Source organism: Methylobacterium fujisawaense, assembly GCF_039619325.1.
In the GTDB taxonomy this organism is placed as follows: domain Bacteria; phylum Pseudomonadota; class Alphaproteobacteria; order Rhizobiales; family Beijerinckiaceae; genus Methylobacterium; species Methylobacterium fujisawaense.
On sequence record NZ_CP155000.1, the window covers coordinates 3,019,533 to 3,035,733 of the forward strand.

At 70.6% G+C, this 16,201-nt stretch carries 17 protein-coding genes; 10 read left to right on the forward strand and 7 right to left on the reverse strand.

The window, feature by feature from the left end; all coding sequences use genetic code 11:
• Nucleotides 1-190: 190 nt before the first annotated feature.
• The 3 genes from ABC766_RS14380 (at nt 191) to ABC766_RS14390 (ending at nt 1,738) form a co-directional block, all read left to right on the forward strand.
• Nucleotides 191-403 carry a hypothetical protein gene (locus ABC766_RS14380; RefSeq protein ID WP_043389020.1) on the forward strand — a complete coding sequence of 71 codons (213 nt, stop codon included), beginning with the start codon at nt 191-193 and terminating at the stop codon, nt 401-403.
• Between the two features lie 467 nt (nt 404-870).
• Nucleotides 871-1,233 (forward strand): hypothetical protein, encoded by a 363-nt coding sequence (locus ABC766_RS14385; protein WP_345822510.1) that lies wholly within the window; start codon nt 871-873, stop codon nt 1,231-1,233.
• Nucleotides 1,234-1,285: 52 nt separating this feature from the next.
• Nucleotides 1,286-1,738, forward strand: coding sequence for a hypothetical protein (locus ABC766_RS14390; RefSeq protein WP_043389021.1), 453 nt, complete (start codon nt 1,286-1,288; stop codon nt 1,736-1,738).
• Nucleotides 1,739-1,765: 27 nt separating this feature from the next.
• On the opposite strand, the gene ABC766_RS14395 is transcribed toward ABC766_RS14390, so the two are convergent.
• The 3 genes from ABC766_RS14395 to ABC766_RS14405 all read right to left on the reverse strand — a co-directional run bounded on the left by ABC766_RS14395 (nt 1,766) and on the right by ABC766_RS14405 (nt 2,830).
• Nucleotides 1,766-2,077 (reverse strand): hypothetical protein, encoded by a 312-nt coding sequence (locus ABC766_RS14395; protein WP_342143276.1) that lies wholly within the window; start codon nt 2,075-2,077, stop codon nt 1,766-1,768.
• Between the two features lie 85 nt (nt 2,078-2,162).
• The gene (locus tag ABC766_RS14400) at nt 2,163-2,570 is read right to left on the reverse strand and encodes a hypothetical protein (protein WP_342143274.1); all 408 of its coding nucleotides are present in this window, start codon (nt 2,568-2,570) and stop codon (nt 2,163-2,165) included.
• Entirely contained in the window at nt 2,570-2,830 is a 261-nt protein-coding gene (locus tag ABC766_RS14405; protein WP_043357527.1) for a hypothetical protein, read from the reverse strand. The genes ABC766_RS14400 and ABC766_RS14405 overlap by 1 nt, the downstream gene beginning before the upstream one ends.
• A gap of 529 nt (nt 2,831-3,359) precedes the next feature.
• Between ABC766_RS14405 and ABC766_RS14410 the strand changes: the two genes are divergently transcribed.
• The 4 genes from ABC766_RS14410 (at nt 3,360) to ABC766_RS14425 (ending at nt 6,995) form a co-directional block, all read left to right on the forward strand.
• A complete protein-coding gene (locus ABC766_RS14410) occupies nt 3,360-3,773 on the forward strand; it encodes a MucR family transcriptional regulator (RefSeq protein WP_043389239.1) in 414 nt (137 codons plus the stop codon).
• 232 nt (nt 3,774-4,005) lie between these two features.
• Nucleotides 4,006-4,251 carry a hypothetical protein gene (locus tag ABC766_RS14415; RefSeq protein WP_342143272.1) on the forward strand — a complete coding sequence of 82 codons (246 nt, stop codon included), beginning with the start codon at nt 4,006-4,008 and terminating at the stop codon, nt 4,249-4,251.
• A gap of 250 nt (nt 4,252-4,501) precedes the next feature.
• Nucleotides 4,502-5,911, forward strand: a complete 1,410-nt coding sequence (locus tag ABC766_RS14420; protein ID WP_342143271.1) for an MFS transporter — start codon at nt 4,502-4,504, stop codon at nt 5,909-5,911.
• A 124-nt stretch (nt 5,912-6,035) separates the two neighbouring features.
• Nucleotides 6,036-6,995 (forward strand): helix-turn-helix domain-containing protein, encoded by a 960-nt coding sequence (locus ABC766_RS14425; RefSeq protein ID WP_342143270.1) that lies wholly within the window; start codon nt 6,036-6,038, stop codon nt 6,993-6,995.
• A gap of 10 nt (nt 6,996-7,005) precedes the next feature.
• On the opposite strand, the gene ABC766_RS14430 is transcribed toward ABC766_RS14425, so the two are convergent.
• Nucleotides 7,006-9,138, reverse strand: coding sequence for a peptidase domain-containing ABC transporter (locus tag ABC766_RS14430; RefSeq protein ID WP_345822511.1), 2,133 nt, complete (start codon nt 9,136-9,138; stop codon nt 7,006-7,008).
• Entirely contained in the window at nt 9,135-10,451 is a 1,317-nt protein-coding gene (locus ABC766_RS14435; protein WP_043357543.1) for an HlyD family secretion protein, read from the reverse strand. Before ABC766_RS14435 ends, ABC766_RS14430 begins: the two co-directional genes overlap by 4 nt.
• 553 nt (nt 10,452-11,004) lie before the next feature.
• On the opposite strand from ABC766_RS14435, the gene ABC766_RS14440 reads away from it, so the two are divergent.
• Nucleotides 11,005-11,235: a hypothetical protein gene (locus tag ABC766_RS14440; protein ID WP_043357549.1), complete on the forward strand. Its 231-nt coding sequence runs from the start codon at nt 11,005-11,007 to the stop codon at nt 11,233-11,235.
• A gap of 81 nt (nt 11,236-11,316) precedes the next feature.
• Nucleotides 11,317-12,207, forward strand: a complete 891-nt coding sequence (locus tag ABC766_RS14445) for an AraC family transcriptional regulator (RefSeq protein WP_075381212.1) — start codon at nt 11,317-11,319, stop codon at nt 12,205-12,207.
• A gap of 4 nt (nt 12,208-12,211) precedes the next feature.
• On the opposite strand, the gene ABC766_RS14450 is transcribed toward ABC766_RS14445, so the two are convergent.
• Together ABC766_RS14450 and ABC766_RS14455 are read right to left on the reverse strand one after the other, a co-directional pair.
• Nucleotides 12,212-13,573, reverse strand: a complete 1,362-nt coding sequence (locus ABC766_RS14450; RefSeq protein WP_345822512.1) for an NAD(P)H-dependent oxidoreductase — start codon at nt 13,571-13,573, stop codon at nt 12,212-12,214.
• A gap of 296 nt (nt 13,574-13,869) precedes the next feature.
• Nucleotides 13,870-14,763 (reverse strand): LysR substrate-binding domain-containing protein, encoded by an 894-nt coding sequence (locus ABC766_RS14455; protein ID WP_345822513.1) that lies wholly within the window; start codon nt 14,761-14,763, stop codon nt 13,870-13,872.
• Nucleotides 14,764-14,894: 131 nt separating this feature from the next.
• Between ABC766_RS14455 and ABC766_RS14460 the strand changes: the two genes are divergently transcribed.
• Nucleotides 14,895-16,199, forward strand: coding sequence for an MFS transporter (locus ABC766_RS14460; protein ID WP_053609664.1), 1,305 nt, complete (start codon nt 14,895-14,897; stop codon nt 16,197-16,199).
• The last annotated feature ends 2 nt before the right edge of the window (nt 16,200-16,201 follow it).

A 16,201-nucleotide genomic window follows, 5' to 3' on the forward strand; every position in this document is an offset into this window, starting at 1 on the left:
GGTGCCGACCAGAACGGCACCCGCATCCTTGGCCATACGGTCGGGGAGCCTGCGACGCATGTCCAGGCGTTCCGGCGCTAAAGGTCGTAGGGACCGTTCAGACACGGTTTTCCAACTCCCCGACTCGGGATGGTCGAAGGCTCGTTCGCGGGGGCGCACCGCGGATCAGAGCCCGCCGGGGGGATGGACCATGGGCTCCAGCGATCCCGAAACGCGCGGACGTCAGCTCGCCCGGCTGCGCGCGGCCTACGAGGGCCGTCCGGGGCGGCCGGACCGCGCCGGCAGTGGCGCGCGGCACTCGCGGGCGCTCTTGGGACGGATCCTCGTGGTGCTCGGCGGCCTGCCGGACGGGACCGGCTTGCCGGTGATCGGTCCGGGCGGGGACGGACGCGCCCGCTCGTAGCATCGGCCCGCCCACGCGCCGGAATCGCGCGGCATGACCGGCCCCAGACGCACGGCGGGCCAGGCGCATATGGACCGCCAGCCGGCCCGGCAGCGATGGCGACGCGCAGATCGAGCGACAAAAACTGTCAAACTCCAAACATATTGAATATTTAAACTCGCTATAACAATATTAACTCGACGCACACGATTCGTTCGGCCGTCGTCCAATTGCGCGATCGATGCCGACCGGTCTTGAAAGCGTCGGACTGGGAGGTCGCCATGACACAAAGGACCATCCACACAGCATTCGCCCCAGGACTCTCCGCTGTCGCGCTCGTCCTGATGCTGCCCGCTGCCATAACGGCCCGCGCCGAGGACATGCCGCGACAGGGCGATTTCAGGATAACTTACACATCGACAAATATCTCTGTGCCGAAACCTGTCACGATCGGCGACAACCGAACGGCTTCGGCAACGATCAACATGATGACCGCCGTCAACGAATCGGCCGGGCGGCTCCTGCACAACATGGCCGGACGCTGCACCTCCGCCCCGCTGATCGACACCGCCGCCAAGACCCTCGAGAATCACGGCTATTGCGACTACGTCGACGCCGACGGCGACCACGTCTTCGAGAAGTGGGACTATCCGGTCCAGCCCCTGGGCGCGGTCAACGAGGGCACGGGCGAGTGGATCGGCGGAACCGGCAAGTTCGCCGGCATTTCCGGGACCATGAAGATCCGCTCCCGAAGGCTGAACTCCCTCACGGACGGCGCCATCCAGGTGGTCGGTGAGAAGCTCGGCAGCTACAGCTTCACCAACGCGGTGGCCAGCGCGAAGCGGGACTGACAGGTTCGGGGCGACGGGACAGGCGGGCCGACTTGGCGGTAAGACGCCGTTCATGACGCCCGCCGACCGAGACCGGTTCGAAAAATGCCTCGCCCTCGCCGCCCAGGGCGCCACGATGGGCGAACGCGCGGCCGCCCGGGCCGCCGCCGAGCGCATCGCCCGGGGCGCGGGCCTCACCTTCGCCGAGGCGGCCGAAGCGCTCCGGCGGACGGGACAGGAATCCGCCCACCGGGCGACCCGTCCGCCACCGCCCCGGCAGCCCTATCCCTGGGCGCAACCCAAGGCGCCGGTGACGCCCATCACGGTCGAGGAACTGCTCCGCCAGAAGGCCGAGACGGAGGCGTGGCAGAAGCGGTCGGCGGCCGCCGCCGACCGCCGCCGGAAGCGGGAGCGCGCCGACCAGGACGCCTACGTGGCGGAGCAGCGCGCCCGGCAGGCGGAGCGCGACCGGGACTGGGCCCGCACCCGCACGGATCCTCCGGCCGCGCCGGGGGACGAGGCCTGAGCGTCGCTCGGCCGGCGGACAGCCGTCTCAGCGGCGGGGCTGCGGACGCGCGCTCCGGTGCGCCCGCGCCCGGCGATGGCGCGGGACGGCCCGCGGCGTGGCCTGCGGCTCCGCGGCGACGGCCGGGGGACCGGGCGCGACGCCGTCATGGGCCGCAACGATCCGGCGCGCCTCCTCGACGCTCATGTCGCAGGCGCTCGTCATGCCCTGCAGGGCGCCCAGGGCGCGGTTGTATTCGGGAAGGTTGGTGCATCCGGGAACGCCCCACGCCCAGGCGGACGCCGGCACAATCCCCACCGCCGCCAGCACGAGGGCGACAAGATCGTTCCTGATCGACACGGATGCTCCTCCGCTCCCCGAGACCCGATTCCGGCCCCCGGCGGGGAAACGCGGTCACACCGGTGGCGGGTTCACCGCCGCCGGGTCAGGCCCCGCCGCACATGTGCTGGGAGTCCGGCAGAGTCCAGGAATCCAGCGTGCGCAGGTTGGTCGTCGTATACATCTTGCCGCGATCGTCGCCCTTGGGGCAGCCGGTCGGCAGGGCGACGAGGCAGGTCATCACCCGATCGCCAACCCGCGACCGCGCGATCGCGTCGATATAGGCGTAGGAGACGCCGTAGACGCCGTTCTTGAGATCGACGCTCGTCCCCTCGTCGATCCCGTCGCCCTTCGGCTTCACGAGCTTGTCGCTGAACCGCGTCCCGATCCGCGAGATCGTGGTCGCCACGCAGGTGCCGACTCGTGTCGGCATCTGCGCCGCGGCGGCCCCGGGGGCGAGCCCGAAACCGACGACGAGCGCGCCCGCCAGAACCGCACCGGCCCGGCCCCCCATCAGGCGGCTTCGAGCAGGAAATTGGCCCGCCGGAACATCAGCTCGCGCCGGTAGAGGTAGACGCCGCCCCGCCGCATCGCCGCATGCGCCGCGTCCGCATCGAACCCGTACGGCTTGTCCCGCGCGGTATCGATGCAGCCCACATACATCCAGTGCACACCGTCGATGATCGCCGGGATCGGCTGGTCTTGTCGGACGGCGCAGAACTGCTCACCGTCCGTGGCCGCCACGAAAATGTAGAAGGTCTTCCGCGCGCACATCCGAACCTCCAGAGGTCTCGGGGGTGTAACCGCAAGGCAACGGTCAAGGGATAAACTGATTCCGCTGAAATAGTCAAGCTTCTGCCACATTTTCGTCACGGCCGAGACAGAACCGGCGCAGCCTCACACCCGCCACCCTTCGAAGATCGGCCGCGCCCGAGAGCCCGCCCCGTCCGGCGCGCCTCTCATCGCGAACGAGGCATGACCCGGCAAGGTCCGGCGCCGGCCTGGATCCATCGACGGCTCGGCCCCGTCGGACCGTCGCATCGGCCGCGCTCCTTCGCCCGGCTTCAGGCAGCCGCACATTCCCTGCGCCCGACGGTGGACCACCCCGGCGCGAAGGCCGGAAATCTCAGACAACAGCGCAGACCGATAAGCCTTCGGATCCGGCTCCCTAAGATCTCAATAAAATTTTGTATGCATAATAAGAGGGTTACCGGACATGCGAACAAGTATTGACAGGCCATAATGTACGAGTAGTCATAAGGACCGAGCGAGGTTGCCGGGACCAGAGATGCGATCGATCGCGTTGCCGAAAGACCAAGACCATCTCGAATCGACGATCAGCGAGGTCGCGGTGCGCGTCGTCACGGCCTACCTGTCGAACAACGCAATTCCTCACACCAGCCTGCCGCCGCTTCTGGCCACCGTGCACGGCGCCCTGTTCGCACTGACAGACCGGCCGAAGGCCGCCGAGATCCCCTACGAGCAGCCGACCCCCGCGCAGATCCATCGGTCGGTCCGCCCGGACGGCATCGTCAGCTTCATCGATGGCCGATCTTACAAGACCTTGAAGCGGCATCTTACGGCGCATGGGCTGACGCCGGCCTCGTATCGCGCACGCTACGGGCTGCCGGAGGACTACCCGATGACCGCGCCCGGCTATGCCGAGCGACGTTCGGAAATCGCCAAGGCGATCCGGCTCGGCCGCAACGCGGCCTGACCGGCGCGATCCCCGGCGCCCCTCCCGGCTGCCGCGCGGCACCCCGACCGCACCCGCGCACGATGGCCGGGCGGGCTCCCGCCGGGAGCCTCACCGGGCTCGGCGGACCAGCCTCGCGCTCGCTTGTGAACCGATCGTCCGCGTGGACGTAGATACCCCGGACCTATGACGCGCGCCGGCGATGCTGGAACCGTCCGCTGGGACGACGCGATCAGGCGAGGGGAATGCGGGCATGAAGGGTCTGTCGGGCTGCGTCGTCATCCTGTCCCTGCTCGGCGGGGGAGCGGCCTCCGCACAGACCGTCCTGGCGCCATCCGGCGACTCGGCCGTGACGCAGCCCGGTGGGACGGCCGGTCGCTCCGCACGACGCAACATCCGGGAGGCCTACCGCAACGGCGACGTGATCGGCCATCGGCCCGGCCCGGTCGCTCCCGAATCGCAGCGCGATCGATCTAAGCACACGCAACCGCGCTTCTAGCCGGCGGCTGCGGACCCTATCAGAGCGGCGTGCGCCCGGGCCGGCTTCGCTCCGTCGGCGAAACGAGCGGGAGGCAGGGACGTCCGCGGCAGCCGGCCGGCCTGCGCGGCGCCGGATCTCGTGTGACCCGCGACAGCAGCGCATCGTGCGTTTGTGAGCGCCGCCACGTTTCCCGGTTCGAGGCGCGCAGCTATGGCGGTGCGGCACCGGTTGCGCCCACGCTCCGGTCGGGATAGGACACACGCCCTTGATGGACGCCCGCCTGCAGGCCGCGACGCCCTCCCATAGCGCCGCGCCCGCGGCCGGATCGGTGGCGGTCGTCACGCGGCGGCTCGATTCCCTCCCGATCACGCGGCTCCACGTGGCGGCGCTCGCTGTCTGCACGCTGGGCCTGTTCACCGACATCGCCGAGGTCGCCTTGAGCAACGCCTTGGCGGCCATCTTCCTCGCACCGCCCCACAACATGCCGCGGGGCAGCCTCTCGCTGCTCCTCGCCTCCGTCTTCGCCGGCGGGGCGGTGGGCGCCCCCTTCTTCGGAATCCTCGGTGATCGCTTCGGCCGCAGGCGCGCCCTTCAGGCCTCCCTGGCGCTGATGGCCGCCGGATCTCTGGCGGCCGCCGCGAGCCAGGGGCTCACGGCGCTGACGCTCGCCCGCACCGTCTCGGGTTTCGCAATCGGCGGGTTTCCGCCCCTCGTCGCGACCTACCTCGCCGAGGTGACGCCGGCGCGCCACCGCGGCGCGACACTGTTGGTCTGTGCCGGGATCGGGCTCCTCGGCGGCTTGGCCGTCCTCCTCCTGGTGCAGGCGCTCGCACCGGGGACTCCCCTCGGCGTCGAACCGTGGCGCTGGGCCCTGATCCTCGGGGGCGCCCTGGCGGCCCTGGGCAGCATCCTGTTCGCGGGGCTGCCGGAATCGCCGCGATGGCTGGCCTCGGTCGGGCGACCCGTGGAGGCCGACGGGGCCTGCCGCCGGTTCGAGCGCGCGGCCGGCCGGGCGCCGGTCGTCGGAGCAGCCGACCTCGCCCCAGCGCCGGCGATACACGGGCCGACGATACACGGGCCGGCGGGCTTTCGCGCCCTGTTCACCGGGACACGCCAGACGCGCCAGACGGCCCTGTTCGTGGGCCTCTTCACGCTCGCCCCCCTGGCGACGATCGCCTTCCCGCTGCTCAGCGCCGTCGTGATGGTGGAGAAGGGCTTCCGGGTCGATCAATCCCTCGCCTTCGCCGCTCTGTCGATGCTCGGCCCGCCGCTGGGCACCCTCCTGACCGCGCTGGTGATCGACCGGCTCGAGCGGCGCGCCTGCCTGACGGCCCTGGCGGCCGCGATGGCGGCCCTGGGCACGGCCTTCGCGGCGAGCGGCACGTTCCTGACGCTGGTTCTCGTCGGCATCGCCTTCAACACCGCCGCGGCGACCTACGGCAGCGTCCTCGCCGTCTACGCCACGGAACTCCTCCCGACGCCGCTGCGGGCCTCGGCCATGACCTGCGCCTGGGCCGGCGGCCGGGTCGCCGCCGCCCTGGCGCCGCTCATCCTCCTGCCGGTCCTTTCGGCCTACGGACCGCACGCGATGTTCGCGGTGATCACGATCGTCCTCGGGGCCAGCGCCGCGCTGCTGCTTGCCGGACCGCGCGGCCTGTCCGGCCGGGCCGTTGCATAGGCCGCGCGGGGACGCCCCGCATCGTCAGGCCCGATCGGCGTCGGTTGCCAATCCGGCAAGATTCACACGATAGAGTTGCACAGGCGCTGGGACAGCGCCGCCGGGCCGGACGGGAGTGTCACACGTGTTGAGCCCGGTGCTCGTCCCAAGCCTCGTCGAGACGACCAATCACGTCGAGCCCAAGCAGGCCTTCGAATTCTGGCGCTGCACGGCCCTGGCCGCTTTCGGCGACATCGGCCGGCGGCATCCCCGGGAGCGCTTCGCGGCCAAACGCCTGACCGTGGCGTCGGCCGGCTGGTCGCTGACCCATACGGTCAGCAGCCCGGTGGAGCTGGAGTTCCGGTCCCGGCACGTCGACCGGAATGCCCGCGCGATGGTGGTGATCGGCCTCGGGCTCGACGGCGTCGGCTATCACGAGCAGCACGGCCGCGGCGCCCAACTGAACCCCGGCGATATCAGCTTCCTGTCGCGGAACCGGCCCTTCGTGGCCGGCACCCAGAGCGCCTACGGCGAGATCCGGCTCGCCGTGCCGCGCGAGGTCTTCGAAGCCTGGGTCGGCGATGCGGACGCCTTCGCGGGCCGCAGCCTCAACCCGCACCCGGCCGGGGTGGCGTTCCGGACGCGCCTGTGCACCGTGGCCGCCTCCATCGCCTGGATGTCCGAGGGCGAGGCCCAGACCGCGATCGAGGGCGTGCTGCACCTCCTCGGCCACCTCGTCGACGGCACGGCCCGGCGCACGAAGCCCGCGGAGGTTTCGCAGGCGGCGGTGGTCTCGCTCGCCCGCGCCCATATCGCGCGCCGGATGCACGATCCCGACCTGACCCCGCAGGACATCCAGAGGGCGCTGGGCCTGTCCCGGACGAGCCTGTACCGCGCCTTCGCGGAGACCGGCGGCATCGCGACGGCGATCCGCGACGCGCGCCTCGACCTCGCGCGCCGACGGCTGGAAGCCGCCCGCGACGGCAAGGTGCGGATCGCCTCGATCGCCTATGCGTGCGGGTTCACCGACGTGCCGACCTTCAACCGCGGGTTCCGCAAGCGCTTCGGCCTGGCACCGGGCGACCTCCGGCCCGCGCGGCCTTAGGCGAACCGCGTCAGCCCGCGGCAGCCAGATCCGCCGCGCCCCTGACCTGGGCGGGGAAATCGAACACCGCGTCCGCATGGGCGATCGTCGCCGGGCGATGGGCCACGATGACCCGCGTCATGCGCAGGTCCCGCAGAGCCTCGGCGATCACCGCCTCGGTGGCCTCGTCGAGATGGCTCGTAGCCTCGTCGAGGAACAGGATCTCGGGCCGCCGGTAGAGGGCGCGCGCCAGCACGATGCGCTGCTTCTGGCCGCCCGACAGGGTCGAGCCCATGTCGCCGACGAGGCTCTCGAAGCCCATCGGCATGCGGCGGATATCGTCCAGGATCGCGGCCCGGGCCGCACATTCGGCGATCCATCCGGCATCCGGATGCTCGTCGAAGGCAGCGATGTTCTCGGCGATGGAGCCCGCGAACAGGCCGTCGTTCTGCATCACGCCGGCGATCCGGCGGCGGTAGGGTCCGGCGGCGGTGCGGATGTCCTGGCCGTCGGCGGCGACGATCCCCTCGGTCGGGGGCGTCAGCCCCATCATCACCTTCATGAGCGAGGTCTTGCCGCATCCCGAGGGACCGGTGATCGCGAAGCAGGCGCCGGCCCGGACCGACAGCGAGACCCCGCGGAAGATCCAGGGCTCGTCCGCGCCGTAGCGCAGCGCCAGGCCTACGCCGGCGAGCGCCCCGGCCTTCAGGGCGACGACCGGCGCCGCGGCGGCAGCGAGATCCTGCTCCTCGGGCTCGCACAGCACGATGTCGGCGAGCCGGTCGGTCTGCACGTCGAGCATGCGCAGCTTGAACCACGCGTCGATCAGGCTGCCGATCCGCGTGGCGAACTGGTCGCGATAGGCCAGGAACGCCACCAGCATGCCGAGCGACAGCGACCCGCCGATCACGGCGCGGGCGCCCAGCACCAGCAGGATCAGGCGGTCGAGGCCGAACAGGAACTCGTTCGCGCGGCCGAATACGAGGTCCAGGCGCTGCAGCCGCAGCCGGGCGTTCAAGGCCGTGACGAAGTGGTTCATCCAGGCGCCGCCGCGCCGCTCGCGCAGGTCGAGGAGCTTGACGCTCGCCATGCCGCGGACCGTCTCGATGAAGTGCGTCTGCTGGCGGGCCTCGGCCACCAGGGCCTCCTCGCTGCCCTCGCGATAGGCGCCGTAGGCGAAGACCCGCAGGATCGCGTTGAGCGCCGTCGAGGCCAGAACCACGGCGACCAGCCAGCCGCCATAGACCATCAGCATGGCCAGCATCCCGACCGCCATGAGGCCGTCGAGGACGGCCTGGACGAGGTCGGTCGTCAGGCCCTTCTGGATGGTGGCCAGGGAGCCGAACCGGGAGATCACGTCGCCGACATGGCGCTTCTCGAAATAGTCGAGGGGCAGCCGCGACAGGTGGTCGAACAGGCCGGCCGACCATTGGTAGTTCAGCCGGGTCCCGGCCAGCATGATCGCCCAGGTCCGGGCGATGCTGAGGCCGAGTTGGAGCAGCAGCAGCAATCCAAGGCCGATCGCCACCACGAGGAGCAGGTCGTGGTCGGCATTCACGATCACCTCGTCGATCACGACCTGCGAGGCGATGGGCATCAGCAGGGCGACGAGTTCGATCCCCAGGGAGAGGGCCAGCACCTGGGCCAGGGCGGCTCGGACGCCGGACATGTTGCGGAACAGGTCGCGCAGCCGCAGGCCCGGGGTGGCTCGCTCGCGCTTGAAGCCCGGGTTCGGCACCGCCTCCAGGGCGACACCGGTGAATTCCCGCGAGGCCTCCGCAAGGCTGATCCGGCGCCGGCCGCGGCCCGGATCGTTGATGACGAGGCCGCCGCGCTCGACCCGGGTCAGCACCACGAAGTGGTTGAGGCCCCAGTGCAGGATGCAGGGGAGCCGGAGCCGGGGCAGATCCGTGAGCTCGACCCGCAGGGCGCGGGCGGTCAGGCCCTGGGCGCCGCAGAGGTCGATCAGGTTGCGCAGGGTCATGCCCTTGAGCGACAGGGGATGGCGCCGCCGCAGCGTGGCGAGGTCGAGCTGGCGCCCGTGATAGGCCAGGACCATGGCGAGGCAGGCCATGCCGCATTCGGCGGCCTCGGCCTGGAGGACGACCGGCACCCGGCGGCGAAGCCCGAAGTCCAGCCGGGCGGCACGGGATGGCGCCGTCACGGGGCCGCCTTCCGGACCGGCAGGGCGTCGAGGCCGCCGCGCGTGACGAGGGCGAGGCTTTCCCGGACATGCGCGACGGGATCGAGCAGCCAGCGGTAGAGCGACCGCTTCTCCAGGGCGATATCGGCCTCGACCCGCATGCCCGCCTCGAGGCTGCGCCGCTCGCCATAGGCCAGCACGGTGTCGGAATCGGGCCGGACGACGATGCGGTACAGGTCGGTCCCCTCCCCCCGGGCGGAGGCGCGCCGCGCGAAATCCGGGGCGTCATCGCTGCCCAGCGGCGCCCGCGTGACCTCGGTGACGACGCCGCGATGCAAGCCGAAGCGCTGGAACGGGAAGGCGGCGTAGCGCAGCATCACCGGCGCGCCGGCCTCGGCGAAGCCGATGGCCGACGAATCGACGAACAGGTTGGCCTGGAGGCGCCCCGCGCTCGGCAGCAGGGTCAGGAGCGTCGCCCCGGCCGCCACGGTCTGGCCGACCTGCGCGCGGATCGACGTCAGGGTCCCGGCCTCCGGTGCCCGGACCTCGATGGCGCGGCGCGCCTCGCTCTCGGCCTTCTGCTGCGCCAGCTGGGCGGCGGTCCGGTCGAGGTCGGCGAGGTCGCGGGCCAGCCGGTCGTCGTAGGCGGCGAGCTGGGATTTCGTGTCGGCGAGCTTGCCGTCGACCTGGAGGCGGCTCTGCTGGAACTGCGCGAGCTGCGCGCTCGCCTGCATGTAGAGGTAGTTCTGGCTCTGGAGATCGGCGGCGCGGGCGAAGCCGCGCGCCACGGCGTCGGCGAGTTCCTCGACCCGCGACCGGAGTGGCGGCACCAGCTTCTCCTGCAGGTCGATCTGCTTGGCGAGCTGGGCGGATTGCTCGCTCAGATTCGCCACCTGCTCCCGGAGGGCCTGGCGCTCCGTCCCGGCCAGATCGGCCCGGGCGGCCCGCTGCCGCTCCACGCTCTGCCGCTGGCGCTCCAGCTCGGCGATCACCCGTTCCTGCGTAGGCCCGCTCGCCGACACGGCGTCGAGGTCGATCGTGTACAGGAGCTGCCCGCGGGCGACCTTGTCGCCCTCGCGCACCCCCGTCGAGCCGACGCGGCCGGCGACCGGGCTGGCGAGACTGATCAGACCGATATCGGGCGCGAGCAGGCCGACGGCGTGGATGCGGCGGGTATAGGTGCCCTGCCAGGCATAGAGGCCGACGGCCGCCACCATGGCCACGCAGGACAGGGCCACGATGCGGATCGGCAAGGGCTGGATGATCTGCGCCTCGCCCAGCCACGCATTGCGTCGTGCCTCTATAACTTCCAGTCGAAAGAGCGGACTTGGCACCCGGCTAAAGCAACCTTCCCAGAACGAGACCACATCTTCGAGGATAGCACGCCTCGGCGTCATCCGGCTTGTTCGGTCGCATCGTACGAGTGCTGTGTCAACACTGCACGGGAATGCGAATTTTGTATTCCCGATGCCGCGTCAGATCGTCGCAGTTTTCTGTAAAACTTCAACGATCTCAATTGCTTGAGTGGAATGAGGGTCCGTTTTGTTTTGCGCCGCAAAACAAGGTCAATTTTTGCGCGCTCTCGTGCTGCAGCGCAAAGATCGCGTCTTCGCGATGCTGTCGAGAGGCACGGGCCCCCAGCGAAGACGGCGCTCGATGCGAAAGCGCCTGGAGCGCGCCCTGGGAAAGGCAAGCCCGGTCAGTTTTTGCGCATTCGCCGAATTCGAGATAACTCGATACGTATCGGGAGCCAGATACCGATTGACACGAAGCACATCTCTGTAATCCTAAAGGCAGGTGCCGACGTCCAAGGCGCCTCGACGCTGCGATCAGACAATAGATCGAGCAGAATAAACTTCTTCTTGAATCTCAATCAGGAGAACGATCATGCAGGACAGCATCGATACCGTCCGCGAGCTGAGCGCCACCGAGCTTGACCAGGTGGGCGGCGGCCTCGGGGTCGGCCTCACCGTCGGCCTGGGGGTCGACGCAAGCCAGGAACTCGGTGCGGTCTCGGGGGTCGTCGGCCAAGCGGGCAGCCTCGTGAGCGGCTTGGTGGGCAGCGTGCTCGGCGCGGTTGGCGGCCTCGTAGGCGGCGTGACCGGCGCCCTTCGCTGACGGAGGAGAATCGGGAGGGCGGCCGCGAGGCCGCCCTCCTCAGGCGCCCGAGGGCGACGAAGCCGGAACCGACTGGCCCGCATGGACAGCACGCCCGAGACCATCACGTACGCCACCAGCGGCAGTTCCGGACATCTCTCCGGCCGTCCCGAGCTGACCTGCTGCGCGCCGGGCGACCGCGGTCTCCCGGAGATCACCTTCATCGATTTCCGCTTCGCCACCGGGGGCTGGAGCACGCATGCGGTCTCCGGTCTCGAAGTCGCGGCCAGCACGCAGCCCGCGGGGGCGCATCACGAGGTCGATTACGAGATCGCGGCGCGGTTGAGCGACCGCGAGGGCCTGCTGGTCCGGCGCCCCGGTCTGCACGGCACGACCCGGTGGGTCGGCCCGTATACCGGCCGGGTCCTGTCCTTCTCGGCGGCGGCCGTCGAGCGCCTCGCGGAAGCGCCCATCGGAAAGATCGCGTTTGCGACCGACGGGCGCGACCTCCGCGCCTGCCGGAGCACCTGTCACATCCTCAGCGCGCTGAGCTGCGCGCATCGGGACGATCCTTCGCCAGACCCGCTTTTGATCGAGAGCCTCCATCTGGCGGTCCTGCGCTCGGTCATCGCGGTCCGCACGGAGGGCCGGTCGGCCGGACCCGATCTGTCGGCATCGCAGGCCGGGCGCGCCTGCGCGTATATCCGGGAGCACCTGGACCGAGAGATCACCGTGTCGGCCCTGGCCGGTATCGTCGGGCTCAGCGAGGGCTACTTCATCCGGGCCTTCCGCCAGAGCACCGGGGTGACGCCGTACCAGTACATCATGCGCGAGCGCGTCGGCCGGGCCGAGGCCCTGATCCGCTCCGGCGCGGGGTCCATGGCGGAGGTCGCCGCGCGGTCGGGCTTCACGAGCGCCGGCGCCATGAGCCGGACGTTCCGGAAGCTGGTCGGGCGCTCGCCGACCGGGCGCACGGCCGGCCGGCGCGCCTGAGCGCCTAGCCGGCGGCCCGCCCCGTCGCCCCGCGGAACAGGTCCTCCATCTCGCGCCGGACGCGGATCGCCTCCTGGTCGGCCTCGTACGCGACGTCGCTCCAGCGCACGGCCCGGCCGGCGGGCACGTCGGTCTTGAGGACCATGTTGTGGGCGAGCCCGATCGGCAGGGCGTCCTGCGCCAGGGACTCCGCCGCCGGCATCAGCTTGCCGTAGACGGTGAACCCGCCCTCCCCGTCGAGCCGCTCGCCCGCCCGCAGGGCGCGCTTGGCGGTGGCGGCGACGTCGCCGCGCCAGTCGCCGGTGGCACCCGTGGCCTCGCCGCGGACCGCGATGGAAGCCACCGAGATCCCGAGCTCCAGCCCGATCAGGTGATAGGGCTTGTAGGTGGCGGCGAACCGGCCGCTGGCGTCGGTCTTGAGGCCGTACTGGGCGAAGCAGTCGCGCACGTAGGGGCTCGGCGCCTCGAACACCGCGTAGACGCCCCAGCGCAGGTCCCGGAACACCGGGCGCCCGTCCCGCTCGACGGACGAGACCACCTCGACGGTGCCGCGCTCGGTGAGGAGGCCGCCATCCGCCACGGGCTTCAGGATGCTCGGCAGGTCGTCGACGCCGCAGGGCGGGAAGGCGAGGCCGTCGCGCGGGGGGGTGAGCCCGCAGGCATTGGCCACCGCGGCCATCTCCAGGGCCGACTTGGTGCCGTCGAGGAAGGAGTTGAACATCTGCGGGTTGAAGTCGCCGCCCGCGACCTGGCTCTCGCTGAAGCCGTAATGGCCCCAGACCGTGTCGGGCGTGGAGGCGTGATAGGCCGGCAGGTACTTGGTGCCCTTGCCGGCGCAGATCACCTCCAGCCCGATCGTGCGCGCCCAGTCGACCAGCTCGGCGATCAGCGCCGGCTGGTCGCCCGAGGCCATGGAGTAGATCACCCCGGCCTCGGCCGCCTTGCGCGCCAGCAGCGGCCCGGCCAGCACGTCGGCCTCGACGTTGACCATCACGATGTGCTTGGCCGCCGCGAAGGCCCGCAGCGCGTGGCGGATTCCGGCGGCCGGGCTGCCGGTGGCGTCGATGACGATATCCACGAACGGGCTCGCGATCATCGCGTCGGCATCCTCGGTGACGAGAGTCGTGCCGGCCCGGGCAGCCTCCTCCATTCCGCGCGCCGCAAACCGGGCCTCCTCCCAGCCGACCCGCCGCAGCGACGCGCGCGCCCGGTCGGGCGACAGATCGGCCACGGCGATCAGGTGGATCCCGGGCGTGCGTGGCGCCTGCGAGAGGTACATCGCGCCGAACTTGCCGGCCCCGATCAGGCCGACCCGGACGGGCCGACCCTCGTCGGCGCGCCGCTGCAGCTTGGCGAAGAGGGACATGGGGCGTTCTCCCTTGGGGCGCACGGTCGGGCTCGGGTCCCGCCGCGTTTGCCGCGTTGTTTGGACTTGCACCTAGCGCGGCTCGCGATCCCGTTGAGACCCGCCGCATGACAAGACTGACATAACCGTTGCGACCGAGGGGACGCGCGCCGGACCCTGCGCCGCCCGTGTCTCCGGGTTCCGGGCTCGCCTCGCGTGCCCCGGATCGACGGCGTGAGGCGCCCGCCTGTCGCCGAAGCGATCCGGCCGACGACGATCACCGCGCCAATGTCTTTCCGCGCCAACACCTTTCCGCGTCAGGCCGGAACCGCCCGGCTCTCCACCTCCACGTCGAGCAGCCAGCGGCGGAAGGCCCGGATCTTCTCAAGGGCCCCGTCGCGCTCGCGGTAGCAGATGAAGTGCAGGTCCCGGGACAGGCTCTCGAACCGCCCGCCGCCGAGGCGCACCAACTGCCCGGCGGCGAGTTCGTCCCGGGCGAACCGCAGGGTCTCCAGCGCCACGCCGAGCCCCTGGACGGCCGCCGAGATCACCAGCGAACCCCGGTCGAAGGCCGCGCCCGATGCCCCGGTCGGGATGGGCAGGCCGTTATGGGCGAACCAGTCCGGCCAGCGGATGGGGCTGAAGGACGAGTCCAGTCGGGTGAAGGCCCCGGCCGACCCCGCGGCCCGGGCAACCTCCGGCGTGCACAGGGCGGCGATCTCCTCCGGCCCAAGGGACTCGACGGTCAGGCCGGGCCCGCGCGGCGGCCGGCCGTAGGCGATCAGGATGTCGATCTCCTCGTGCCGGGCGAGATCCACCGGGTCGGCGCTGGTGGAAAGGCGGATGGCGATGCCGGGATGCGTCTCCACGAAGGCGGGGAGCCGGGGGCCCAGCCACTTCGCCGCGAAGCTCGGCGTGCAGTGGACGGCCAGCGACGAGGGCGGCGGCGGGCTCAGCTCGGCACAGACCGCCTCGATGGCGTCGAAGGCGCTGGAGAGCCCCGCGAGCAGGCGCTGGCCGTCGGCGGTGAGCGTCGCCTGACGATTCGCCCGCCGGAACAGGGCCCGTCCGAACCAGCGCTCCAGGGCGCGGATCTGGTGACTCACCGCCGAGGGCGTGAGGTGCAGCTCCTCGCTCGCCCGCGCGAAGCTGCCGAGGCGCGCGGCCGCCTCGAAGGCCCGCAGGGCGGGGAAGCTCGGGATCCGGCGCATGGGACAATCCGTGAATTTAATTCACGAAAAGCGTGAAAAATCGTCGTTTGTCAACGATTGGACGCAGCACGATAGTGCCGGCCGCGCCGCGCAGACGGTGGCGAAACGATAAAGTCTAGGGAGACACCGGAATGGCACAGGGGGTCATGACCCTCGTCGAGCCCAGTATCGACGAGACGACGCGGGTCTACCGCAAGGTTACGTGGCGCCTCGTGCCGTTCCTGTTCGCCTGCTACGTCGCGGCCTATCTCGACCGCGTCAATGTCGGTTTCGCCAAGCTGCAGATGCTGAGCGACCTGCAGTTCAGCGAAACCGTCTACGGCCTCGGCGCCGGAATCTTCTTTCTCGGCTACTTCCTGTTCGAGGTGCCGAGCAACATGATCCTCCACAAGGTCGGCGCCCGGATCTGGATCGCCCGGGTCATGCTGAGCTGGGCCGTCATATCGGCGGCCATGATGTTCGTGACCTCGCCGACCTGGTTCTACGTCCTGCGCTTCCTGCTGGGCCTCGCCGAGGCGGGCCTGTTCCCGGGCGTGATCCTGTACCTGACCTACTGGTACCCGTCCGAGCGCCGCGGCGGCATCATCGCCATGTTCATGACCGGCATCCCGATCGCAGGCCTGATCGGCGGACCGGTCTCCGGCTGGATCATGAACGCGTTTGCCGGCACGGGCGGCCTCGCGGGCTGGCAGTGGCTGTTCCTGATCGAGGCGCTTCCGTCCGTCGTGCTGGGCTTCTGCGTCCTCGCCTATCTCGACGACGGCATCCAGAAGGCCAAGTGGCTGAGCGCCGACGAGAAGGCGCTGCTCGCCCACAACGTCGCCGCCGACGGCGCCTCCGTGACCGCGCACCGGTTCCGGGACGGCTTCACCAGCGGCTGGGTCTGGCTGCTCTGCGGGATCTACTTCTTCTTCATCATGGGCCTCTACGGCGTCGGCTTCTGGCTGCCGACCCTGATCAAGGGCGCGGGCGTCTCCGACCCGCTGCAGATCGGCCTCCTGACCATGCTGCCCTACGGCGCCGCCGCCGTGGCGATGATCACGGTCGGGCGCCTGTCCGACGCGGCCCGGGAGCGGCGCTGGCACATCACGGTGCCGGGCCTCGTCGGGGTGGCGGGCTGGCTGGTCAGCATCCGGTTCAGCACGGACCTCGTGATCGCCGAGGCGGCGCTCACCGTGGCGACGATCGGCGTGCTCGTGACGCTCGCCCAGTTCTGGTGCCTGCCGACCGCCATCCTGGCGGGGGCGGCCGCCGCCACCGGCATCGCGGTGATCAACTCGGTCGGCAACCTCGCGGGTTTCGTGAGCCCCTACCTGATCGGCTGGATCATCGACACCACCAAGTCCACGAGCCTCGGCGTCTACACCCTCGCCGCGTGCCTCGCCCTGGGCAGCCTCCTGGCGCTGACGGTGCCCAAGCGCCTCGTCAACCGCTGACG